The organism is Amycolatopsis sp. lyj-108, assembly GCF_046549005.1.
Lineage (GTDB): Bacteria > Actinomycetota > Actinomycetes > Mycobacteriales > Pseudonocardiaceae > Amycolatopsis.
In genome coordinates this window covers 169,316-189,500 of record NZ_JAJPWQ010000012.1, presented here as the reverse complement: position 1 = coordinate 189,500, position 20,185 = coordinate 169,316, and the positions used below count along the sequence as shown (strand labels likewise).

17 protein-coding genes are annotated in these 20,185 nt (G+C 69.2%); 9 read left to right on the top strand and 8 right to left on the bottom strand.

What is annotated here, in order from left to right; translation table 11 throughout:
- Window positions 1–10: 10 nt before the first annotated feature.
- Together ACLJO0_RS34930 and ACLJO0_RS34925 are read left to right on the top strand one after the other, a co-directional pair.
- Entirely contained in the window at window positions 11–754 is a 744-nt protein-coding gene (locus tag ACLJO0_RS34930; protein WP_410583335.1) for an SDR family NAD(P)-dependent oxidoreductase, read from the top strand.
- Window positions 755–802: 48 nt separating this feature from the next.
- Window positions 803–2,206 (top strand): LCP family protein, encoded by a 1,404-nt coding sequence (locus ACLJO0_RS34925; protein WP_410583334.1) that lies wholly within the window; start codon window positions 803–805, stop codon window positions 2,204–2,206.
- A gap of 3 nt (window positions 2,207–2,209) precedes the next feature.
- On the opposite strand, the gene ACLJO0_RS34920 is transcribed toward ACLJO0_RS34925, so the two are convergent.
- From ACLJO0_RS34920 to ACLJO0_RS34905, 4 genes are all read right to left on the bottom strand, one after another.
- The gene (locus ACLJO0_RS34920; RefSeq protein WP_410583333.1) at window positions 2,210–3,094 is read right to left on the bottom strand and encodes a hypothetical protein; all 885 of its coding nucleotides are present in this window, start codon (window positions 3,092–3,094) and stop codon (window positions 2,210–2,212) included.
- A gap of 80 nt (window positions 3,095–3,174) precedes the next feature.
- A complete protein-coding gene (locus tag ACLJO0_RS34915) occupies window positions 3,175–5,487 on the bottom strand; it encodes an FdhF/YdeP family oxidoreductase (RefSeq protein WP_410583331.1) in 2,313 nt (770 codons plus the stop codon).
- 46 nt (window positions 5,488–5,533) lie between these two features.
- Entirely contained in the window at window positions 5,534–5,857 is a 324-nt protein-coding gene (locus tag ACLJO0_RS34910; protein WP_410583330.1) for a hypothetical protein, read from the bottom strand.
- A gap of 30 nt (window positions 5,858–5,887) precedes the next feature.
- On the bottom strand, window positions 5,888–6,862 hold the full coding sequence (locus ACLJO0_RS34905) for a hypothetical protein (protein ID WP_410583329.1): 975 nt from the start codon (window positions 6,860–6,862) through the stop codon (window positions 5,888–5,890).
- Between the two features lie 107 nt (window positions 6,863–6,969).
- Here ACLJO0_RS34905 and ACLJO0_RS34900 point away from each other — a divergent pair, with 107 nt between their 5' ends.
- Entirely contained in the window at window positions 6,970–9,603 is a 2,634-nt protein-coding gene (locus ACLJO0_RS34900) for a valine--tRNA ligase (protein ID WP_410583327.1), read from the top strand.
- 60 nt (window positions 9,604–9,663) lie between these two features.
- On the opposite strand, the gene ACLJO0_RS34895 is transcribed toward ACLJO0_RS34900, so the two are convergent.
- Window positions 9,664–10,539: an SGNH/GDSL hydrolase family protein gene (locus ACLJO0_RS34895; protein WP_410583326.1), complete on the bottom strand. Its 876-nt coding sequence runs from the start codon at window positions 10,537–10,539 to the stop codon at window positions 9,664–9,666.
- Between the two features lie 107 nt (window positions 10,540–10,646).
- The gene (locus ACLJO0_RS34890) at window positions 10,647–11,276 is read right to left on the bottom strand and encodes a class I SAM-dependent methyltransferase (protein ID WP_410583325.1); all 630 of its coding nucleotides are present in this window, start codon (window positions 11,274–11,276) and stop codon (window positions 10,647–10,649) included.
- A 70-nt stretch (window positions 11,277–11,346) separates the two neighbouring features.
- Between ACLJO0_RS34890 and folC the strand changes: the two genes are divergently transcribed.
- Together folC and ACLJO0_RS34880 are read left to right on the top strand one after the other, a co-directional pair.
- Window positions 11,347–13,023 carry a bifunctional tetrahydrofolate synthase/dihydrofolate synthase gene (gene folC, locus ACLJO0_RS34885; protein ID WP_410583323.1) on the top strand — a complete coding sequence of 559 codons (1,677 nt, stop codon included), beginning with the start codon at window positions 11,347–11,349 and terminating at the stop codon, window positions 13,021–13,023.
- A complete protein-coding gene (locus ACLJO0_RS34880) occupies window positions 13,020–13,418 on the top strand; it encodes a DUF4233 domain-containing protein (protein WP_125793108.1) in 399 nt (132 codons plus the stop codon). Before folC ends, ACLJO0_RS34880 begins: the two co-directional genes overlap by 4 nt.
- Before the next feature lie 75 nt (window positions 13,419–13,493).
- On the opposite strand, the gene ACLJO0_RS34875 is transcribed toward ACLJO0_RS34880, so the two are convergent.
- Window positions 13,494–15,875, bottom strand: coding sequence for a penicillin acylase family protein (locus tag ACLJO0_RS34875; protein WP_410583321.1), 2,382 nt, complete (start codon window positions 15,873–15,875; stop codon window positions 13,494–13,496).
- Between the two features lie 160 nt (window positions 15,876–16,035).
- Here ACLJO0_RS34875 and ACLJO0_RS34870 point away from each other — a divergent pair, with 160 nt between their 5' ends.
- Window positions 16,036–17,598: an alkaline phosphatase D family protein gene (locus ACLJO0_RS34870; protein WP_410583319.1), complete on the top strand. Its 1,563-nt coding sequence runs from the start codon at window positions 16,036–16,038 to the stop codon at window positions 17,596–17,598.
- Here the strand turns inward: ACLJO0_RS34870 and ACLJO0_RS34865 are convergent.
- Window positions 17,552–18,445, bottom strand: a complete 894-nt coding sequence (locus tag ACLJO0_RS34865; RefSeq protein ID WP_410583317.1) for an NAD(P)-dependent oxidoreductase — start codon at window positions 18,443–18,445, stop codon at window positions 17,552–17,554. The two genes, ACLJO0_RS34870 and ACLJO0_RS34865, sit on opposite strands and share 47 nt — an antisense overlap.
- Before the next feature lie 110 nt (window positions 18,446–18,555).
- On the opposite strand from ACLJO0_RS34865, the gene ACLJO0_RS34860 reads away from it, so the two are divergent.
- The 3 genes from ACLJO0_RS34860 (at window position 18,556) to ACLJO0_RS34850 (ending at window position 20,177) form a co-directional block, all read left to right on the top strand.
- On the top strand, window positions 18,556–18,903 hold the full coding sequence (locus ACLJO0_RS34860; protein WP_410583315.1) for a winged helix-turn-helix transcriptional regulator: 348 nt from the start codon (window positions 18,556–18,558) through the stop codon (window positions 18,901–18,903).
- A gap of 64 nt (window positions 18,904–18,967) precedes the next feature.
- Window positions 18,968–19,378 carry a nucleoside-diphosphate kinase gene (ndk, locus tag ACLJO0_RS34855; RefSeq protein WP_037310703.1) on the top strand — a complete coding sequence of 137 codons (411 nt, stop codon included), beginning with the start codon at window positions 18,968–18,970 and terminating at the stop codon, window positions 19,376–19,378.
- 55 nt (window positions 19,379–19,433) lie between these two features.
- Window positions 19,434–20,177, top strand: a complete 744-nt coding sequence (locus tag ACLJO0_RS34850; RefSeq protein WP_410583313.1) for a maleylpyruvate isomerase family mycothiol-dependent enzyme — start codon at window positions 19,434–19,436, stop codon at window positions 20,175–20,177.
- The last annotated feature ends 8 nt before the right edge of the window (window positions 20,178–20,185 follow it).

The following is a 20,185-nucleotide window of genomic DNA, read 5'->3' as shown; positions in this document are numbered from 1 at the left end:
GGGTCGGCCCGTGGGAATTCTCGTCACCGGGGCGTCGCGCGGCATCGGCCGTGCGATCGCGCGGGCCTTCGCGGAAAAGGGCGACCGTGTCGCCGTCCATTACGCCTCGAACCGGGAGGACGCCGAGCGGACGCTCGCCGGACTGCCGGGTTCCGGCCACGGGCTCGTCCAAGGCGACCTCTCGGATCCCGAAGTGGCCCAACGGGTCGCCGACGAAGCCGAGGAGCTGGCCGGCGGCGTCGACGTCCTGGTGAACAACGCCGCCTACGCGCCGTCCGCGGCGGCGGTCCACCCCATCGCCGAAGTGTCCTATGCGGACTGGCAGCGGATCTGGCGGCGGATGGTCGACGTCAACGTGCTCGGCACCGCGAACGTGACCTACTGCGTGGCCCGGCACATGATCGAGCGCGGCGCGGCCGGCCGGGTGGTCAACATCGGTTCGCGGGGCGCCTTCAAGGGTGAGCCCGAGTTCCCGGCCTATGGCGCGAGCAAGGCCGCGCTGCACTCGCTCGGGCAGTCGCTCGCCGTCGCCCTCGCCCCGCACGGGATCGCGGTGACCTCGGTCGCCCCCGGCTTCACCGCCACCGACCGGGTCGCGGCGAAGGTCGAAGGCGCGAGCGGCGAGAGCCCGTTCGGCCGGGTCGGGACGCCGGAGGAGGTCGCCGCGGCGGTGCTCTACCTCGCCTCCGCCGACGCCGCATGGGCGTCCGGCGCGATCCTCGACCTGAACGGAGCGTCGCATCTGCGGATGTGAAGTGGCTCACCCCTGCAGCAATGACGGCCTCCCGTGCGTCTTAGGGACGTGCACAAGCTGGGGAAGGTCCTGGTCGCCGCGATGGCGGTGGCGGTGTTCGGCGGGACCGCGTACGGATACACGACGCTGAGTTCGCTGGACGGCGTCACCCGTGAAGACGTGATCGACGCTCCGGAGCCGGGAGAACAGCCCGCCGACGGTTCGCTGGACATCCTGCTGGTCGGACGCGATTCGCGGACCGACAACCAGGGCAGGCCACTACCCCCGGAAGTGCTGCGGGAACTGCGGGTGGGCGCGAACGGTGACGACCTGACGGACACGCTCATCGTGCTTCGCATCCCCAACGGGCAGCAGGCCGTGAAGGCCTTCTCGATCCCGCGCGACTCCTGGGTCGCGCAGCCGGGGCAGAAGGACAAGAGCAAGATCAACGAGATCTTCGGCCGCGCCAAGTTCGCCTCGGCGAGTGAGCAGCGCGCGGCGGGCAAGACCGACAAGGCGGAGATCGACAAACAGGCGATCACCGCCGCGCGGAAGGCGACCTTGAAGGCCGTCGAGGAACTCGCCGGGATCAAGATCGACCACTTCGCCGAGGTCAACCTGCTGAGCTTCTACGAGATCAGCAAGGCCGTCGGCGGGGTCGAGGTCTGCCTGAACAAGGCGACCAAGGACCGCGATTCCGGCGCGGACTTCCCCGCCGGACGGCAGACGATCCAGGGCGCCGACGCGCTCGCCTTCGTCCGCCAGCGCAAGAACCTGCCCCGCAGCGACCTCGACCGGGTGCGCCGTCAACAGGTGTTCCTCGCCGGACTGGCGAAGCAGACCCTTTCCGCCGGCACGCTGGCGAACCCGGCCCGTGTCTCCGAACTGATCGACGCGGTGAAGCGTTCGGTCGTCCTCGACGGTTCGTGGGACCTGCTCGACTTCGTCCGGCAGATGCGCGGGGTCTCCGGCGGTGGCATCGCCTTCGAGACGATCCCGGTGGTCAACCCCGACTACCGCTACGACCCCCGGCACCCGACCTGGACCGCCGTGCAGGTGGACCCCGCACAGGTGCGCGCGTTCGCCGCCTCGCTGATCGGCGCCCAGCCCGCGGCGTCGTCGCAGGCGCCCGCCGGCCCCAAGGTCGACGTCGTCAACGCGAGCGGCAAGGAAGGTCTCGCCGCCCGCGTCTCGGACCTGTTGGCGGAGAAGGGTTTCGGCAAGGGCGACACGAAGGCCGAAGCCGGGCGGCGTACCTCCGTCGTCCGGTACAGCGACGCGGCCGGACCCGCGGCGGAGGTCGCGAAACTGCTCGGTGGACTGGACGTCCAGAAAGCCGACTCGGTCGCCGCGGGAACCATCGAGGTCGTCCTCGGCCAGGTCTACAAAGGACCGGGCGTGTCCGCGGGCGGGGGAGCGCCCGCGCAGGGCGACCAGCCGATCACCCCGGACGCCGCGGGATGCATCGACTGATCCTCAGCCCGGTGGGATCTTGCCGTTCTTGGCGACCGGAAGACCGAGCTGAGCCGGTTCGGTGATGACGGCCTCTTCGCTGGGAAGGCGCGCCAGCACCGGGTTCAGATGGGTCAGCTTCAGCGTGACCGGCCCGACGACGCTCGGCCCGGTGGTGACGTCGTACTTCGCCAGATCCAGCCACTGCAAGGTGTCGAGTACCTCCGGAGGGATCTCGTCGCCGCGTTTGGCGACGGGAACGCACAACTGCCGCGCGTTGCCGACCTTCACGTCCACCTTCGGCCGGTCGGCCAGCACCGGGTTGAGGTGGCCCAGCGTCAGCGGGAAGGGGACGGCAGGGATGCCGAGGACGCGCAACGCGTAGCACTCGAGGTCGATGTGCCGGACGAACGACAGGACCTCCGGTGGCGGCAGTACCCCGTTCTTCGCGACCGGGACGCACAACTGCTCCGGCGACAACATGGTCACGTGCGCGTCCTGGATGCCCAGCTTTCGCACCACGGGGTTCAGGTGGCTGAGCGTCAGCGGGAAGTTCACCGCGCCGCCTTCGATCCGATAGCACGACAGATCCACCCATCGGACGAAGTCGACGATCCCCGGCGGCGGGATCTCACCGTTCTTCGCGACCGGCACGCAGAGCTGTTGGCGTTCACCCAGCTTGACGGTCTCCATCGGCAGCTTCGCCAGGACGGGATTGAGGTGCTTGAGGGTGAGCTCCGCTGGTGGCGGTTTGTAGCCCTCGGTCCGGTAGCAGGACAGGTCGAGCTGGGAGACGAAGGGAAGCGGCGGTGGTGCGCCCGGAGCGGCGGTGGCCGCGCCGGGCAGTACCGCGACGAGCATGAGCGAGGCCAGTGCGGCGAAGCAACGCGAAGTCGATCTTCGTGACATGGCAAGCCTTTCCGCGAAGTGGGTTGGCCACTTCACGGTGGACCCGGTTCGAGCCCGCCCGGCACCGCCAAGCGGGCAGCCTAAGGTGCGGTCACCGGTTCCAGCCGCACCACGATCGCCTTCGACACCGGGGTGTTCGACTTGTCCGCCACCGAATCCAGCGGCACCAAGGCGTTCGCCTCGGGGAAGTACGCCGCCGCGCAGCCCTTCGCCGTCGGATACGAGACCACCCGGAACCGCGGCGCCCGGCGGTCGCCGTCCCGCCATTCCGAGACGAGGTCGACCATCGCGCCGTCGGTCAGCCCGAGCGACACCAGGTCTTCGGGGTTCACCAGCACCACGCGCCGGGCGTCCTCGATGCCGCGGTAGCGGTCGGAAAGACCGTAGATCGTGGTGTTGTACTGGTCGTGGCTGCGCATCGTCTGCAGCAGCAGCCTGCCTTCGGGGACCTGCGGGTACTCGAGTTCGGAGACGGTGAAGTTCGCCTTGCCGTTGGCGGTTCCGTTGAACTGCCGGGAATCGCGCGGCGCGTTCGGCAGGACGAAGCCGTCGGGCTCGCGCACGCGGGCGTTGTAGTCGTGGCAGCCGGGGACGACACGGGCGATCCGGTCGCGGACGAGGTCGTAGTCGGCGTGGAAGTCCCGCCACGGCACGGGGTGCCCGGCGCCGAACAGCGCTTCCGCGAGGTGGCAGATGATCGCGACCTCGGAGAGCAGCTTTTCACTGGCCGGGGCCAGCCTGCCGCGTGAGGTGTGCACCTGCGACATCGAGTCCTCGACGGTGACGAACTGCTCGCCGCCCGCCTGGACGTCGCGTTCGGTGCGGCCGAGGGTGGGCAGGATCAGCGCGGTCTTGCCGGGGACGACGTGCGAGCGGTTGAGCTTCGTCGACACGTGCGCGGTCAGCGAGCACGACTTGAGCGCCTTCTCGGTCAGCTCGGTGTCCGGGGTGGCGGAGGCGAAGTTGCCGCCGACGGCGAAGAAGACCTTGCCCTTGCCGTCCCGCATCGCGCGGATCGAATCGACGGTGTCGTAACCGTGGTCTCGCGGGACCTTGATGCCGAACTCGGCGTCGAGACTGTCCATGAACGACTCCGGCATCTTCTCCCAGATGCCCATCGTCCGGTCGCCCTGGACATTGGAGTGCCCGCGCACCGGGCACAGGCCCGCGCCCGGTTCGCCGATCATGCCGCGCACCAGCGCCAGGTTCGCGACCTCGGAGATCGTCTGCACGGCGTGCTTGTGCTGGGTCAGGCCCATCGCCCAGCAGTAGATGGTCCGCTCCGACGTCGCGATCATCCGCGCCAGCCGCTCGATCTGCTCACGCGGCAGCCCGGTCGCGGCGCCCACTTCGGTCCAGTCGATCTCCCGCAGATGCTTCGCGTAGTCCTCGAAGCCCTCGGTGGACGACTCGACGAACGCGCGATCGACGATCGTGCCGGGTGTCTCCTGCTCCCACTTCAGGAGCAGATGGCCGATCGCCTGGAACAACGCGAGGTCGCCACCGAGCCGGATCTGCGCGAACTCGTCGGCGAGCGGGGTTCCCTTGCCGATCACGCCACGGACGTTCTGCGGGTTCTTGAACCGCATCAGGCCGGCTTCGGGCAGCGGGTTGACCGCCATGATCTTGGCGCCGTTGCCCTTGGCCTCCTCCAGCGCGGAGAGCATGCGCGGGTGGTTGGTGCCGGGGTTCTGGCCGACGACCACGATCAGGTCGGCCTTGTGGATGTCGGCGAGCGACACCGAACCCTTGCCGATCCCGGTCGTGGCCGCGAGCGCCGCGCCGGACGACTCGTGGCACATGTTGGAGCAGTCGGGGAGGTTGTTGGTGCCGTAGGAGCGCACGAGCAGCTGGTAGAGGAACGCGGCCTCGTTGCTGGTGCGGCCGGAGGTGTAGAAGATCGCCTCGTCCGGGTTCTGCAGCGCGCGGAGCTCGTCCGCGACCAGGGTGAAGGCGTCGTCCCAGGAGATCGGCTCGTAGTGCGAGGCCCCTTCGCGCAGCACGAACGGCTCGGTGATGCGGCCCTGCTGCCCGAGCCAGAAGTCCGTCTTGTCCGCGAGATCGTGGATGGAGTGCTCGGCGAAGAACTCGCGGCCGACCCGGCGTTTCGTCGCCTCCTCGGCGACGGCCTTCGCGCCGTTCTCGCAGAACTCCGCGAGCTTGCGGTGCTCGCCGTCGACCTCGCGCGGCTCCGGCCAGGCGCAACCGGGACAGTCGAAACCGTCGCGCTGGTTCAGCAGGCGCAGCGTCTTCACCGTGCGCGCGGCGCCCATCTGCTCCATGCCGCGCATCAGGGAGACGGCGACCCCGGGGATCCCGGCCGCCCAGCTCTTCGGTTTCCCGACCTCGAGCTGTGTCTCGTCAACGTCGTTCGCGGGTGCTTCGCGGGTCATGGACCCCATCGTGCGCCTTGCCGCCTCCGCGCGCGACCGAGGGGGGTCAGGCGTCGGTGACGAGCCGGGTGATCTGCGATTCGTCCAGCGGGAACCATGGCGTCTCGTTGACGCCGCGTTCCTGCACCGCGTTCACCGTCACCGCGGCCACGACCAGCACGATCAGGCAGGCGATCGCGGCGATGCCCGGCCACCGGCTCGAACCCGGCTCGCGGTAGCCGCCACCGGAGGCCGCCGCCTTGCGCTGCCTGCGGCGCTTCTTCTTGAGTTCCTTCTTCGCACCCAGCCAGGCGTCCAGTTCGGCGTGTTTCTGCCAGTTCGGGTCGACCAGGTCCGGGTGGGTCTCGATCCGCCGGTCCTCTTCGTCCATCTCTGTCCTCTTCCCCAGTGTTTCGGCCCGCTACCCGCAGGTGTCCAGCGACGGCAGGGGTTTCGTCGGATCGTAGGCAGCGGCATCGTCGCCGACGGGCACGCCGACGACCGGTCTGTCCTTGTCAGCGTACTGGGGCGCGAGGATACCCGTCTTGATCGCGTCACAGGCCATGCGTGAGCGGTAACCCGAACCTTCCCCGATGCTGAGCCCGGCGTCGGCCTTCGCGAACGGTGGAGCCTTGCGGATCATGTAGTCCTGTTCCTCGCGGAGGAACGGGGCGATGTCCGCCGGTGACCGGGCCTCGTCCGGGCGCGCGTCGAAGGCGTAGGCGACCGCGTAACTCGCGTGGACGATCAACTCGCCGTTGCCGCCGGGCTTCGCCGTGAGTGACCCGGTCATGCGCGGCGGCACCTGCGACAGCCCTTTCGCTCCGATGAGGGTGAAGTACCGATCTTTTTCGAGGGTGGGACCGCTCGTGAGCGTCGGTTCGAGCCGCTTGCGTTCGTTCGCGGTCAGCAGGGCGAGCAGTTCCGAGCCATCGTGGTCCCGCAGTGCCCGAGAACCGAGCCGTGCGGCCGCGATGGCCTTCGTCACCGTCTGATACGCCGCGTCGACCTCCTGCGCGGTGAAGCCGCCGATGGCCTGCCCCGGCGGCACGGTGATCCCGGCGACGCCTTCGCGCCAGTTCGCCGCGGGGGTGCGGTCGAAAGGCCGGGCGAGGTCGACGCCGCTGAGCACCGGAGCCACCCTCGGAGGTTGTCCGGAGCTGGAGCTTCCCCGCAGCTGGTTCACGACCACCACCGCCGCCGCGAGCACGGCCACGGTCATGACCAGGAACAGGACCACCACGTGCCACCGGGACATCCGGAACCGGCGGCGTGGCCGCTGTTTCCGCCGCCGTTTGAGGTCCTGCTTCGCGCCGAGCCGGGCGGCGCGTTCGGCCCGCTTGCGCCATTCCGGATCCATCAGATCCGGATGCGTCTCCAGCTGCCGGTCTTCCAAGAGCCCGCCCCTCCCCAGTGCGTGACGACATCCCCTCATCGGCTGGGAACGGCGGGCGTTACGGCCGGTGAGGAACTCGCTGGAGAGGGTTCGTAGACTTGTCAACTGTGACCGAGAACGCCCAGCCGCAGCAGACCGACCTTCCGGGTGCCTGGAACCCGGCCGACGAAGAAGCCTCGCTCTACCAGCGTTGGGTAGACGCCGGCTACTTCACGGCCGACCCCACGTCGGACAAGCCGCCGTTCACGGTAGTCATCCCGCCCCCGAACGTGACCGGTTCGCTGCACATCGGGCACGCGTTCGAGCACACCCTGATCGACGCCATCACCCGCTACCACCGCATGCTCGGCGACGAGACGCTGTACCTGCCGGGGATGGACCACGCGAGCATCGCGGTCCACGCGCTGGTCGAGAAGCAGCTCCGCGCCGAGGGCACCAGCCGCCGCGAGCTCGGCCGCGAGGCTTTCGTGGAGCGCGTCTGGCAGTGGAAGAACGAGCACGGCGGCAAGATCCTCGCCCAGATGAAGCGCCTCGGCGAGGGCGTCGACTGGTCCCGCGAGCGGTTCACCATGGACGACGGCCTGTCCAAGGCCGTCAACACGATCTTCAAGAAGCTCTTCGACGACGGCCTGATCTACCGTGCCGAGCGGCTGGTCAACTGGTCGCCGGAGCTGCGGTCGGTGCTGTCCGACGCCGAGGTGAAGCACGAAGAGGTCGAGGGCGAACTCGTCTCCATGCGCTACGGCGACGGCGAGAACGCGATCGTCGTGGCCACCACCCGGATGGAGACGATGCTCGGCGACACCGCCGTCGCGGTCCACCCGGACGACGAGCGCTACACGCACCTCATCGGCACCGAGGTCGAGCTGCCGCTGACCGGGCGGAAGATCCCGATCGTCGCGGACAAGCACGTCGACCCGGAGTTCGGCACCGGCGCCGTCAAGGTGACGCCCGCGCACGACCCGAACGACTTCGAGATCGGCCAGCGGCACGACCTGCCGATGATCACGATCATGGACGAGCAGGGCCGCATCGACGGCACTGGCACCGAATTCGACGGCATGGACCGCTTCGAGGCCCGTGTCGCGGTGCGGGAGAAGCTGCGCGAGCAGGGCCGCATCGTCGCGGAGAAGCGTCCGTACCTGCACAGCGTCGGGCACTCGGAGCGCTCGAAGGAGCCGATCGAGCCGAGGCTTTCGCTGCAGTGGTTCGTCAAGGTCGGCCCGCTCGCGAAGGCCGCCGGCGACGCGGTGCGCGACGGCCGGGTGAACGTCCACCCGCCGGAGATGGAGAAGCGCTACTTCGACTGGGTCGACAACCTGCACGACTGGTGCATCTCGCGTCAGCTGTGGTGGGGCCACCGCATCCCGGTCTGGTACGGCCCGAACGACGAGGTCGTCTGCGTCGGACCGGACGAGGAGCCGCCCTCCGGCGAGGGCTGGACCCAGGACCCGGACGTGCTCGACACCTGGTTCTCGTCGGGCCTGTGGCCGTTCTCCACCCTCGGCTGGCCGGAGAAGACCCCGGACCTGAACAAGTTCTATCCGACGTCGGTGCTGGTCACCGGCTACGACATCCTGTTCTTCTGGGTCGTGCGGATGATGATGTTCGGCCTCTACGCCACCGGCGAGGCGCCGTTCAAGACCATCGCGCTGCACGGCATGGTCCGCGACCAGTTCGGCAAGAAGATGTCGAAGACCGCGGGCAACGGTGTCGACCCCATCGAGTGGATGGACCGCTACGGCACCGACGCGCTGCGCTTCACCCTCACCCGCGGCGCCAACCCGGGCACCGACGTGCCGATCGGCGAGGAGTGGGTCGCGGGTTCCCGGAACTTCACCACGAAGCTCTGGAACGCCACCAAGTTCGCGATGATGAACGGCGCGGACGCGAACGCCCCGCTGCCCGCCCCGGCCGAACTCACCGAGGCGGACCGCTGGATCCTCGGCAGGCTCGGGACCGTCGTCGACGAGGTCACCGGGTACCTGGCGGACTACCAGTTCGCGAAGGCCACCGACACGCTCTACCAGTTCACCTGGACCGAGCTGTGCGACTGGTACCTGGAGCTGTCGAAGGTCCAGGTCTTCCAGGGCGACGAAGCCCGCGTGACAGCGACGCGCGCGGTGCTGGGGCACGTGTTCGACACCGTGCTGAAGCTGCTGCACCCGTTCATCCCGTTCATCACCGAGAAGCTGTGGACGGCGCTGACCGGCCGCGAGTCGCTGGTCATCGCCCCGTGGCCGGTGGCGGACTCCTCGTACGCCGACGCCGTGGCGGACAAGCGGATCGCGGACGTGCGGAAACTGGTCACCGAGGTCCGCCGGTTCCGCGCGGACCAGGGCCTCAAGCCCAGCCAGAAGGTGGCCGCGCGGCTGTCCGGCGACGGGTTCGCCGAGATCACCGGACACGACGAGCCGATCCGCGCGCTGGTGCGGCTCACCCAGCCGGAAGATGGCTTCGCGCCGAGCGCGTCGCTGGAGGTCGGGCTGTCGGCCGGTGTCGTCACCGTCGAACTGGACCTGTCCGGCACGATCGACGTCGCCGCGGAGCGCAAGCGCCTGCAGAAGGACCTCGGCGCGGCGGAGAAGGAACTGGCGCAGGCCGAGGCCAAACTCGGCAACCAGGCCTTCATCGACAAGGCGCCGGAGCCGGTGATCGGCAAGATCCGGGCCCGCAAGGAGACCGCGGTGGCCGATATCGAGCGCATCAACGCGCGGTTGGCGACGCTGCCTGCTTCCTGACGAGCGCTATGAAAGGTCCTTTCCTTGCAAATTTTGCAAGGAAAGGACCTTTCATAGCATTCAGCGGAGGTGACGGAGGACCACTCCGGCCACCCCCGCCATCCCGGTGCGGTACGGGTGGTACGCCGCCGCGGCGAGCAGTTTCGTGTGCTGCCCGTTGATCCACGCGGCACCGTTCGGCGCGCAGGCGTCATGTCCGGCGGACGGGCCGAACGTGTCCACGAAGGTCGCCTTGCCGTCGGCGGCGACGGCCTTCTCGATCGCCGAGTTCAACGCCTTTTCGACGTCGTTGAGCCAGGCGTAGTCGCCCTCGGCGAAGGGCAGGATCTTCGGGCAGTAGCCGGATTCCGGTGCGATCCGCGGGTAGCCGACGACGAGCACGTCGGCGCGCGGCGAGCGGGCGTGGATGCCGGCCAGCACCTTCTCGACGTTCTTGCCGGTGTCGGCGATCTTGGCCTTGATGGTGTCGACGCCGCCGACGGTGAACCTGTCCTGGCACGGGCTCCCGGTGGGATCGCTCGCGCGCAGCGACGGGCAGGTGCCGACCAGCGTGCCGAAGACGCCGTAGTCGTTGCCGCCGATACCGACGGTGACCAGGTCGGTGTTCGCGCGCAGCGCGCTGAACTGCGGCGGGTTGCTGCCGAGGGTCACCCGCTGCCGCTGCGTCATGTTCGTGGTGTCGGCGCCACCGCAGCTGATGTCGGTGAACGAGCGCACCCGCAGCGCCGAGGCGAGGATCGACGGGTAGTTCTGCGTCGACTTGCCGCAGAAGAGCGGGTCGAGGCGGGGGAGCGGGATCAGCGGTCCGGAGGTGTACGAATCACCCAGCGCGACGTAATTCCGGTAGGACCGCTCGGCGGCGGTGGCCGCCGTGGCGGAGGCGATCAGCAGGACGACGGTCGAGACGGCCGCGAACAGGACACGTCTTAAGCGCATGAGGACCCCGATCTCCGGACTGGATGGCCTCTCAAAAATGAACCGGATCCGGCCCGCCCGGCGCCGCCGATCGGGTGGACGAGCACCGGTTTCACCCGCTTGGGGTGTCAGATCGGGTGATCATCTTCCGGCCTGCGGTAGACGAGGAGATAGCGGTAGAAGAGCAGGTTCCGCACCTTGCTCCCCGGCAGCAGCCGGGACGCGTCGCGCCGGACGCGGCTCATCGGCGGGTACGTCTCGTCGATCGGCGCCGTCGGCAGCGGATCGACCCCGCCGTTGAGCCGGTCGCCCGCGTACACGATCACCCTGGCCAGCGCGTTGACCGGCGACGCCACGGCGGCGCGCGCGTAATCGGCGAACGTGCTGGGTCTGCCGAGGCCGAGCACGGCAAGGACACCGCCGGGGACCAGCGCGTCCCGCAGCCTCGTGACCGTGTCGAACGGCACATGGTGGAGCGACGCGAGGCAGGAGATGAAGTCGTACGCGCCCTCCGGCAGCTTCTCGGTGACGACGTCGGCCTGCCGGTACGAGATCGTGCCGGGGCCCGGCGAGCCGGCGGCGCGGGCGAGGTCGATCATCGAAGCGGACCGGTCGATGGCCTCGACGTGCATCCCGGTCGCCGCGAGCCGCCGCGCGAACCGTCCGCCGCCGCAGCCCACGTCCAGCGCCACGCCGGGACCGGGAGGCAGCTGGTCGAGCAGCAGCGGATGGTAGTGGTCGTTGTGGTTGAACCCCATGCGTCGAGAGTGCCAGCAAAAGCCGCACGTAGACTCGGTCCGACAGGGAGTAAGGCTAAAAGGAGAGTTCGTGCCGCGAGGTGACGGCCGGGATTCCGAAGACTTCAAGGAATCCCCGGACCTGGCAGATCTGGACAGTTTCGCCGGTGTCGACGAATTGGGGGCACGTGCCCACGATCCGTCCGACGACACCGACCCGGATCTGGACGCACCCGACGCCGCGTACCAGGCGGGTGGCGGTGCCGGTGGCGGGATCGGCGGGATCGGGCAGCTGGGGGACAACCTCGCGCTCGGCCCCGTGCCGGACCTCGTCGCCCCGGAGGACGTGGAACTGCACGAACTCGACGACCAGGGCGACGAGTTCGCTCCGGCCGACCCCAACGGGCAGCAGGCGCGCCGCGAGCTGCTCGCAGTCGAAGCCGAGCTGAACCAGCGGTGGCCCGAGACCAAGATCGAACCGTCCCTCGCCCGGATCGCGGCCCTGGTCAACCTCATGGGTGAACCGCACCGCGGCTATCCGGTGGTGCACGTCGCCGGGACCAACGGCAAGGGCTCGACCACCCGGATGATCGACGCGCTGCTGACCCGCATGGGCCTGCGCGTCGGCCGGTACACGAGCCCCCACCTGCAGCTGGTCACCGAACGGATCGCGCTCGACGGCGCCCCCATCTCCGCCGCCGCGTACGTCGACCTGTACCGCGATGTCGCGCCGTACGTGACCATGGTGGACAACGCGGGCGGACCCGACGCGGTGCCGATGAGCAAGTTCGAGGTGCTCACCGGGATGGCGTTCGCGGCCTTCGCCGACGCCCCCGTCGAAGCCGCGGTCGTCGAAACCGGCCTCGGTGGCTCCTGGGACGCCACGAACGTCGTGGATGGTGAGGTCGCCGTCATCACGCCGATCGGCGTCGACCACGTCGAGTACTTCGGCGGCACTCCCGCCAAAGCCGCGGTGGAGAAGGCCGGGATCATCAAGCCCGGCAGCGTCGCGGTCATCGCCGATCAAGACCCCGACGTGCAGAAGATCCTGCTGGAACGCGCCATCGAGGTCGACGCGAGCGTCGCCCGCGCCGGCAGCGAGTTCGGCGTGATGGAGCGTGAAATCGCCGTCGGCGGGCAGATGCTGAAGCTGCAGGGTCTCGGCGGGATCTACGACGAGATCTTCCTGCCCCTGCACGGCGCGCACCAGGCGGCCAACGCCGCGCTCGCGCTGGCCGCCGTCGAAGCGTTCTTCGGTGCGGGCAAGGACAGGCAGCTGGTCGTCGAAGCCGTCCGAGAGGCCTTCGCCGAGGTCGAGACCCCCGGCAGGCTGGAGCGCGTCCGCGCCGCACCGACCGTGCTGCTCGACGCCGCGCACAACCCCCACGGCGCCAAGGCGCTCGCCACCACCGTCGCCGAGGAGTTCGCCTTCCGCCGCCTCGTCGCCGTGGTCGGCGTGATGGCCGAGAAGGACGCCCGCGGCATCCTCGACGCCCTCGAACCGGTCGTCTCCGAGATCGTCGTCACCAAGAACTCGTCCCCGCGCGCGATGCCGCTCGACGAACTCAACGACATCGCCATCTCGATCTTCGGCGAAGACCGCGTCGTCGCCGAGCCGAGCCTGGACGCCGCGATCGAGACCGCCATCGGCCTCGTCGAGCAGAGCGACGACCCCGAAGAGCCCCTGGCGGGCGGCGGCGTGCTGGTCACCGGCTCGGTCGTCACCGCGGGCGAGGCCAGGACCCTGTTCGGTAAGGAGCCGGCGTGACCGACGAGACCCCGAAACCGCCCGCCAAGGACCCGATGAAGTCCTTCCGCGGCGTGATGGCAGGTTCCCTGATCATGGAGGGCATCACCGTCGCGCTCGCGCTGCCGGTGGTGGCGAAACTCGGCGGCGGCGTCGGCTCGCTGACCGGCTGGTCGGTGATCGTGATCGCGGTCGCGCTGATCGTTCTGTGCGGTTTCCTGAAGAAGCCCTGGGCGGTGCCCGCGGTGCTGGTGTTGCAGGTCGCGCTGATCGCTTTCTTCGTCGCACTGCCCGCCGTGGCGATCCTCGGGGTGGTCTTCCTCGGAATCTGGCTGTGGCTGTTGTGGCTGCGGAAGGACGTGGCGCGGCGGATGGCGGCCGGGACGCTCCCGAGTCAGCAGCAGCAACCGCAGTAGCGTTCAGCGGATGTCATGAAAGGGTCGTTCAGGACAAAGATGTCCTGAACGACCCTTTCATGACATGGGGAGCGCTTACCGGAGTCGTACCACCCGCAGTTCCGGTGACCTCGCGATATCCGCGGCGCAGAACCGCCCCCGCACCCAGCCGCCCTGCGAGTACAACCGCGTCTGGTCGGTGAAATGCGGCGAGGTGACGTCGGCCGACTGTGAGTACGTCATGATCGTCGAGACGTCCGGGCAGGCCTTGCCGCTGAACCCGACCACCTGCACGTAACTGGATCCGTGCACGACCTCGTGGTTGCCCTTGGCCGGATCCCACAGCGACGTGATCACGTTGAGCACGCCGAGACCGCTCGGCCCGCCGTGGATCGGGATCCGCTGCCCGGCGCGGGTCACCGCCTGGTTGTCGCCGAGCCTGCCGTCGACGGGGAGGCCGTTGGCGCGGAATTCGGCGAGCGTGTCACCGAAAGCCTTTTGCACGTCGGGATTCCCGATCGCGAGCGAATGCGGCGTCGTGACCGGCTGGTTCGGGTCGAACGGGACCTGCCAGATGTTCCGGAGTCCGTTGAGCCGGTTTCTGAACCGCTCGAAGAAGAGCGCGCCGCGGCTGTCGAGCCGGAAGGTGCGGTCCCAGGCCGAAAGTGTCGCGCAGGCGTTGCCGACGGGCACCGGCCCTGACGTGGACGGAGCCTGTCCTTCCGGGAAGGCCGCGCACATCTTCGCCGTGTCGGCGGCCGCGAGTTCCGCGGTGCGGCTTCGATCGCGGTACAGCATGTCTTTCATCGACGACGGCGTGAAACCCTTGCCCGTCAAGCCTTCTTCGGTGGAGATCAGTGCTTCCCTCGTCCGGTCCGACCGCTGGGTTCCGGTCGTGCCGACGATCCGGGGGAGTGGTGCGATCGGCGCGCGGGCGTTGGAGAGCCAGGCGCTGTCGTTGGCGTTGAGTTCGTAGTCGCGTCGCTGCTGCAGCGGCAGCCGGGACGGTGCGAACAGGCCCGGCTCCAAGGAGGCCGGGTCGGAACCCCAGTCGCACGAGGACTTCGCACCATCCAAGATGGACAGTCCGGTGCCGGGGAAGAGCGCGCGGCCCAGCGGGGTGCCGCAGTTCGCCGCCCGATCGTCGGTGACGTGCGGGACGACCTGGATGTCGCTGTACAACGCGTTGCCCGCCCGGTCGGCGGCGACGGTGTTGACCCACGGGACACCTTGGGTGTGCGCGAGTGCCGCGGCGACGTCCTCGGTGCTGCGCGATCCGCTCAGTTCGAACCAGGTGTTCAGTGCGCGCAGATTGCCCGCGTTCCCGTCTCGCAGCGCATGCGCGGACGTCGTCGTCCATGGCGTCGGCACGCCGAACGCCGACCCGATCACCTGGCCGTAACGCGTTCCGTAGAAGGTGCGGCCGACCTGCCTGCGCTCGCCGTTCGGCTCCCGGACCTCGACCTTCACCTCGTGCGCGGTCATCTTCTCCGGTTTCCCGTCGACGAGGTACGTCGTCGGGTCGCCGGGTGCCAGCGGTACCTCGAAGAGGCCGAACGTGACGGCTGTCGACACCGTATGCGTCCACGCGACGTCGGCGTTGTGCCCGATCTGCGGCAACGGGAGCCCCAGCAGGCTTCCGCCGGCGACGTCGAACCGGCCGGGGATGGTCAGCTGCGACTGCCAGAACCGGCGTCCGCCTTGCCACGGATAGTGCGGATTCCCGAGCAGCAGGCCGCCGCCGGACTTCGTTCCGTCGCCGCCGATGGCGATGCCGTTGCTGCCGAGCTCACCGGACCCCATGGTCTTGCGGAGTCCGTCGGCGATCTTCGGTGCCGACTCCGGTCCCGCGGCCGGAACGTCCTTTGTGGACGGAGGCTGGGTGCGGGCGAGATCGGCCGCGAGCACGCCTTGCCCGCCCACCGAGGAGATGGCGTACAGGTGCCGGTAGAAGTCCAGTTCGGTGATCGGCCGGACCCAGTCCGCGCCACTGCACACCGGATCGGTGATCCGCCGCACGCCGGTCCGCTTCAGATACTCGTTGTACCCCGCGACGTATCCGGCGGCGAGTTCCCGGACCTCCGTCCGCGGGCCGTGCGGCGCGGGCCGCGCGAGCAGCCGTTCGATCACGCCGGAATCGTTGATCCGCTGGAAGTGCAGGTCGCTGTCGAGGTTGTTCTTCGCCTCGCTCATCGCCGGATTGCCCTGGCCGGCCGGCCCGAGGTGCGCGGACCGCCGCGCGGAGACCGTCAGATAGGTGTTCGCGAGTTCGCAGATGTTGTCCTTGGCCGCGGCGAACCCGTAGCCGTAGCCGAGCCCGTCGAAGTCCTTCGCGGCGATGTGCGGGATCCCGTACTCGGTGTACGCGATCACCGCCCTCGTGCGGCCCAGCTCGTCCGCCGACGAAACCCCTGTCACCAGGCTCGACGTCGCCAAGGCCGCGGTGAGCAGCACGAGACCACGCTGGAATCTCCGCATCGTTCCCCCATCCGGATCGATCGTCCCCGGTGATCGACGCTACCGGCGGCGAGCGTCGGGAAGCATCGGCCGAACGGTTGAGCCGGCTACCGTCCGTTCGTTCATCACCAGGTCAACCGCCGTTGGCCCACCGGCCGTCGCCGCGGGATAGAACCGCGCCATGACCGCTTCCCACCACAACCGCCGCACGCTGCTCAAAGCCGGTCTCACCGGCGCCGGAGCCGTCGCGGGCGGCCTGCTCCTCCCCGGAACCGCGACCGCGGCCGCGAATCCCGTCCCGCTGCTCCGCCGCGACCGCCCGGTGCTCACTCACGGTGTCCAGTCCGGCGACGTCACCACCGGTTCCGGCATCGTCTGGTCGCGCGCCGACCGGCCCGCGCGGCTGATCGTCGAGGTCTCCAGGGACCCCTCGTTCCGGCACGCCCGCCGCGTGCGCGGGCCGGTGATGAGCCCGGAGACCGGTGGCACCGGCAAGATCCGCGTCGCGGGCCTGCCGCCGGGGACCGAGGTCCACTACCGCGTGACCGCCGAAGCGCTCGACGGCCGGACGTACAGCGAGGCCGTCACCGGCCGGTTCGCCACCGCCCCGGTCGGCCGCTCCGACGTGCGCCTGGTGTGGTCCGGTGACGTCGCGGGGCAGAACTGGGGCATCAACCCCGAACGCGGCGGAATGACGATCTACCGCGCGATGGCCGACCGCCGTCCCGATCTGTTCCTCCACTGTGGAGACACGGTCTACGCCGACGGGCCGCTCACCGAGACGGTCGCGCTGCCCGGCGGGCGCGTGTGGCGCAACATCGTCACCCCGGAGAAGTCGAAGGTCGCCGAAACGCTCGACGAGTACCGCGGCCAGTTCGCCTACAACCTCCTCGACGACAACCTCAAGCGGTTCACCGCGAACGTGCCCGCCTATGTCCAGTGGGACGATCACGAAGTCGTGAACAACTGGTACCCGGGTGAGATCCTCAACGACCGTCCCGAATACACCGAGAAGCGGGTCGACGTGCTCGCCGCGCGGGCGTTCCAGGCGTTCCACGAATGGCATCCGATCGACCGGCGCCAGGCCGTCGACGGCCGCGTCTACCGCAACTTCCGGCATGGTTCGCGCGCCGAGGTCTTCGTGCTGGACATGCGGACCTACAAGGACGCCAACACCGCCGACCAGACCAAGCCGGGCCGGATCCTCGGCGACCGCCAGGCGCGCTGGCTCGTCGACGCGCTCGACCGCAGCACCGCCACGTGGAAGATCGTCCAGGCCGACCTCCCGATCGGCCTCACCGTGCCGGACGGCAAGGCCATCGAGGGCGTGGCCAACGGCCTGCCCGGCGCGCCCGGCGGCCGCGAGACGGAACTCGCCTGGGTGCTGCGGGAGATCTCGCGGCGCCGGGTGCGCAACGTCGTCTGGCTGACCGCCGACGTGCACTACACCGCGGCGCACCACTACTCGCCGGATCGCGCGTCCTTCACCGATTTCGACCCGTTCTGGGAGTTCGTCTCCGGTCCGCTCAACGCCGGCGCGTTCGGCCCGAACACGCTCGACCCGACCTTCGGGCCGGAAGCGGTGTTCGTGCACGCCCCGCCCGCCGCGAACACTTCGCCCGCCGACGGTTTCCAGCACTTCGGCGAGGTGAACATCGACGGACGGAGCGGTGCGCTCACTGTCGACCTGCGGGACGCTACTGGCGCTTCTCTGTGGTCGAAGACGCTGCAGCCCCAACGCTGAGCAGTTCCGTCAGTACCGCGATGCTGCGGTCGCCGTGCCCGGCCTCGGCGGCCCGCCGCACGAGGTCGTGCATCGGGAGCTGCCAGCCGACGTCGACGCCTTCCTCGGCCAGTCCGAGATCGGCGGCGGCGCCGGCGTGGAAGATGTCCACCGAGGCGGCGGGATCCGAGTAGTCGCCGCTGTCGATTTCCTTGGCGTACATCGGCAGCACCGAGATGATCATCTCGAACCACTTGGTGGCGTACGGCAGCAGCGTCTCGGCTTCGAGCCCGCGCGACCGCAGCGCGGCGGCACCCTGGAAGAACCCGACCAGCGCGGGCAACAGGGTGCCGCCGACGGCCGTTTCGTACAGCGCCGCGAGATCGTTTTCTTCGCCGAGGTGGACGGTGTCACCACCCAGCACCCGCAACGTTTCGAGGTGCTCGTCGAAAACGGTCTTGTCGCCGCCGTAATACAGCAGTGTGTCCGGTGCGCCCACGGCCGACGGCACGTTCTTGATCGCGCCGTCGAGGAACCGCGCGCCCCGGCTCGTCGCCCACTCGGCCATCCGGCGCGCTTCCGCCGGTGAGCCGCTGTTCAAGGTGACCAAAGCGCGTCCGGTCAAGGAAACCGGCGCCAAGGCCGCGAGGGTGGCCTCGTAGGTGGTCAAGCAGGCGATGACCAATGGACTCGCCCGCACAGCCTCTTCGGCCGTCGTGGCCCGCCGCGCTCCCAGCGCGACAAGGGGATCGGCCTTCGTGGCCGTCCGGTTCCACACCGTGGTCGGATGCCCGGCGGCGAGGAACGCGCCCGCCAGGGCCGCGCCCATCGAACCGAGGCCCAGGACGGTCACCGGCGTCTTCGGCATTTTTCGCTCCAGTCAAAGGAAATCTTCGGGATGACTTCATGCTGGACCGTCGCGTACATTCGATCAAGTACCTACTATTTTGCCGGGTACTGACAAAAAGGTAAGTGATGATGACCAAGAACCGGACGTTCACCTGCGGCCTCGACGCCGCGATCGCCGTCGTGGGCGGCAAATGGAAAGGGCTCATCCTGTTCGCGCTCCAGGACGGGCCGATGCGCTTCGGGGAGCTGCGGCGCGCGGTGCCCGGCATCAGCGAACGGGTGCTGATCCTGCAACTGCGCGAGATGGAGACCACCGGACTGCTGCATCGCGAGGTGTACCACCAGGTCCCGCCGAAGGTGGAGTACTCGCTGACCGCGTTCGGGGATTCCCTCAACACGGCGATGGCGGCGCTGGGGGAGTGGGGCGAGGAGCACCTGGAGCGTATCGAGGCCATTCCCTGGTCCGACGTGAAGTGAGCGGCGAAGCACCCAGTAGGCTCCGGGCGAATAGCACGAAACCCACCCAAGGAGAAATACCGCCGTGACTGAACGCACGCTGGTCCTCGTCAAGCCCGATGGCGTCGCGCGCGGCCTCGTCGGCGAGGTCATCTCGCGCATCGAGCGCAAGGGCCTGAAGCTCGCCGCCCTCGAACTGCGCACCGTCGAGCGCTCGGTCGCCGAGGAGCACTACGCCGAGCACAAGGAGCGCCCGTTCTTCGGCGACCTCCTCGAGTTCATCACCTCGGGCCCGCTGGTCGCGATCGCCGTCGAGGGCCCGCGTGCCATCGCCGCCTTCCGTCAGCTCGCCGGCGGCACCGACCCGGTCGAGAAGGCCACCCCCGGCACCCTGCGCGGCGACTTCGCGCTGGAGACCCAGTACAACCTGGTGCACGGTTCGGACTCCCCGGAGTCGGCCGAGCGCGAGCTCAAGCTCTGGTTCCCCGAGGTCTGACACACTCGTGGGCGGCGCGGGATCGCCGCGCCGTCCACGGATCGGGGGAGCTTCGATGACACCGGACGAGTACCTGGAACGGCTGCGGGAACTCACCACCGGTTTCGCGCGGGTGGCACGCACCGGGGACCACGCCGCGCCCGTGCCGTGCTGCGGCGACTGGCGCCTGCGTGACCTGGTCGTCCACCTCGGCAACGTCCACCGCTGGGCCACGGAGATCGTGCGCACTGGAAACCCCGCGCCGCAGGACTTCGGCGTCGAACCGGGCCCGGATCTCGGTGCCTGGTACCTCGGATGCGCCGACGGCCTCATCGCAGCGATGCGCGAGGCCTCCCCGGAAGACGGCGCCTGGAACTTCACCGCCGCCGCCAAGACCAAAGCCTTCTGGTTCCGCCGCCAGGTCCACGAGACCGCGGTGCATCTGCTCGACGCGCACCGCGCGGCGGGGACCGAGTACACCCTCGACCCGTCCATCGCCGCAGACGGCGTGGACGAGGTCATCCTCGGCATGCTGCCGAAGGTGAAGCGCTGGCACACCCCGCCCGTGGTCACCGTTCCGTTGCTGCTGAAGACATCCGACACCGGACACGCCTGGTTGATCACACCGCCGGGCGAAAACGACGTCCCCGGTTCGCGAACGGCCGATCCAGCCGAAACCGCGGAAGCCGTCGTCGAAGGGCCTGCGGAAGGCCTGGACTTGCTGCTGTGGCAACGGGTCGGGCTCGCCGAGTCAGGCCTTCGGAGCACCGGTGACGTCGCGGCGGCGGAGACCTTCCTCGTCGGGCCTTTCACGCCCTGACCTTCGGC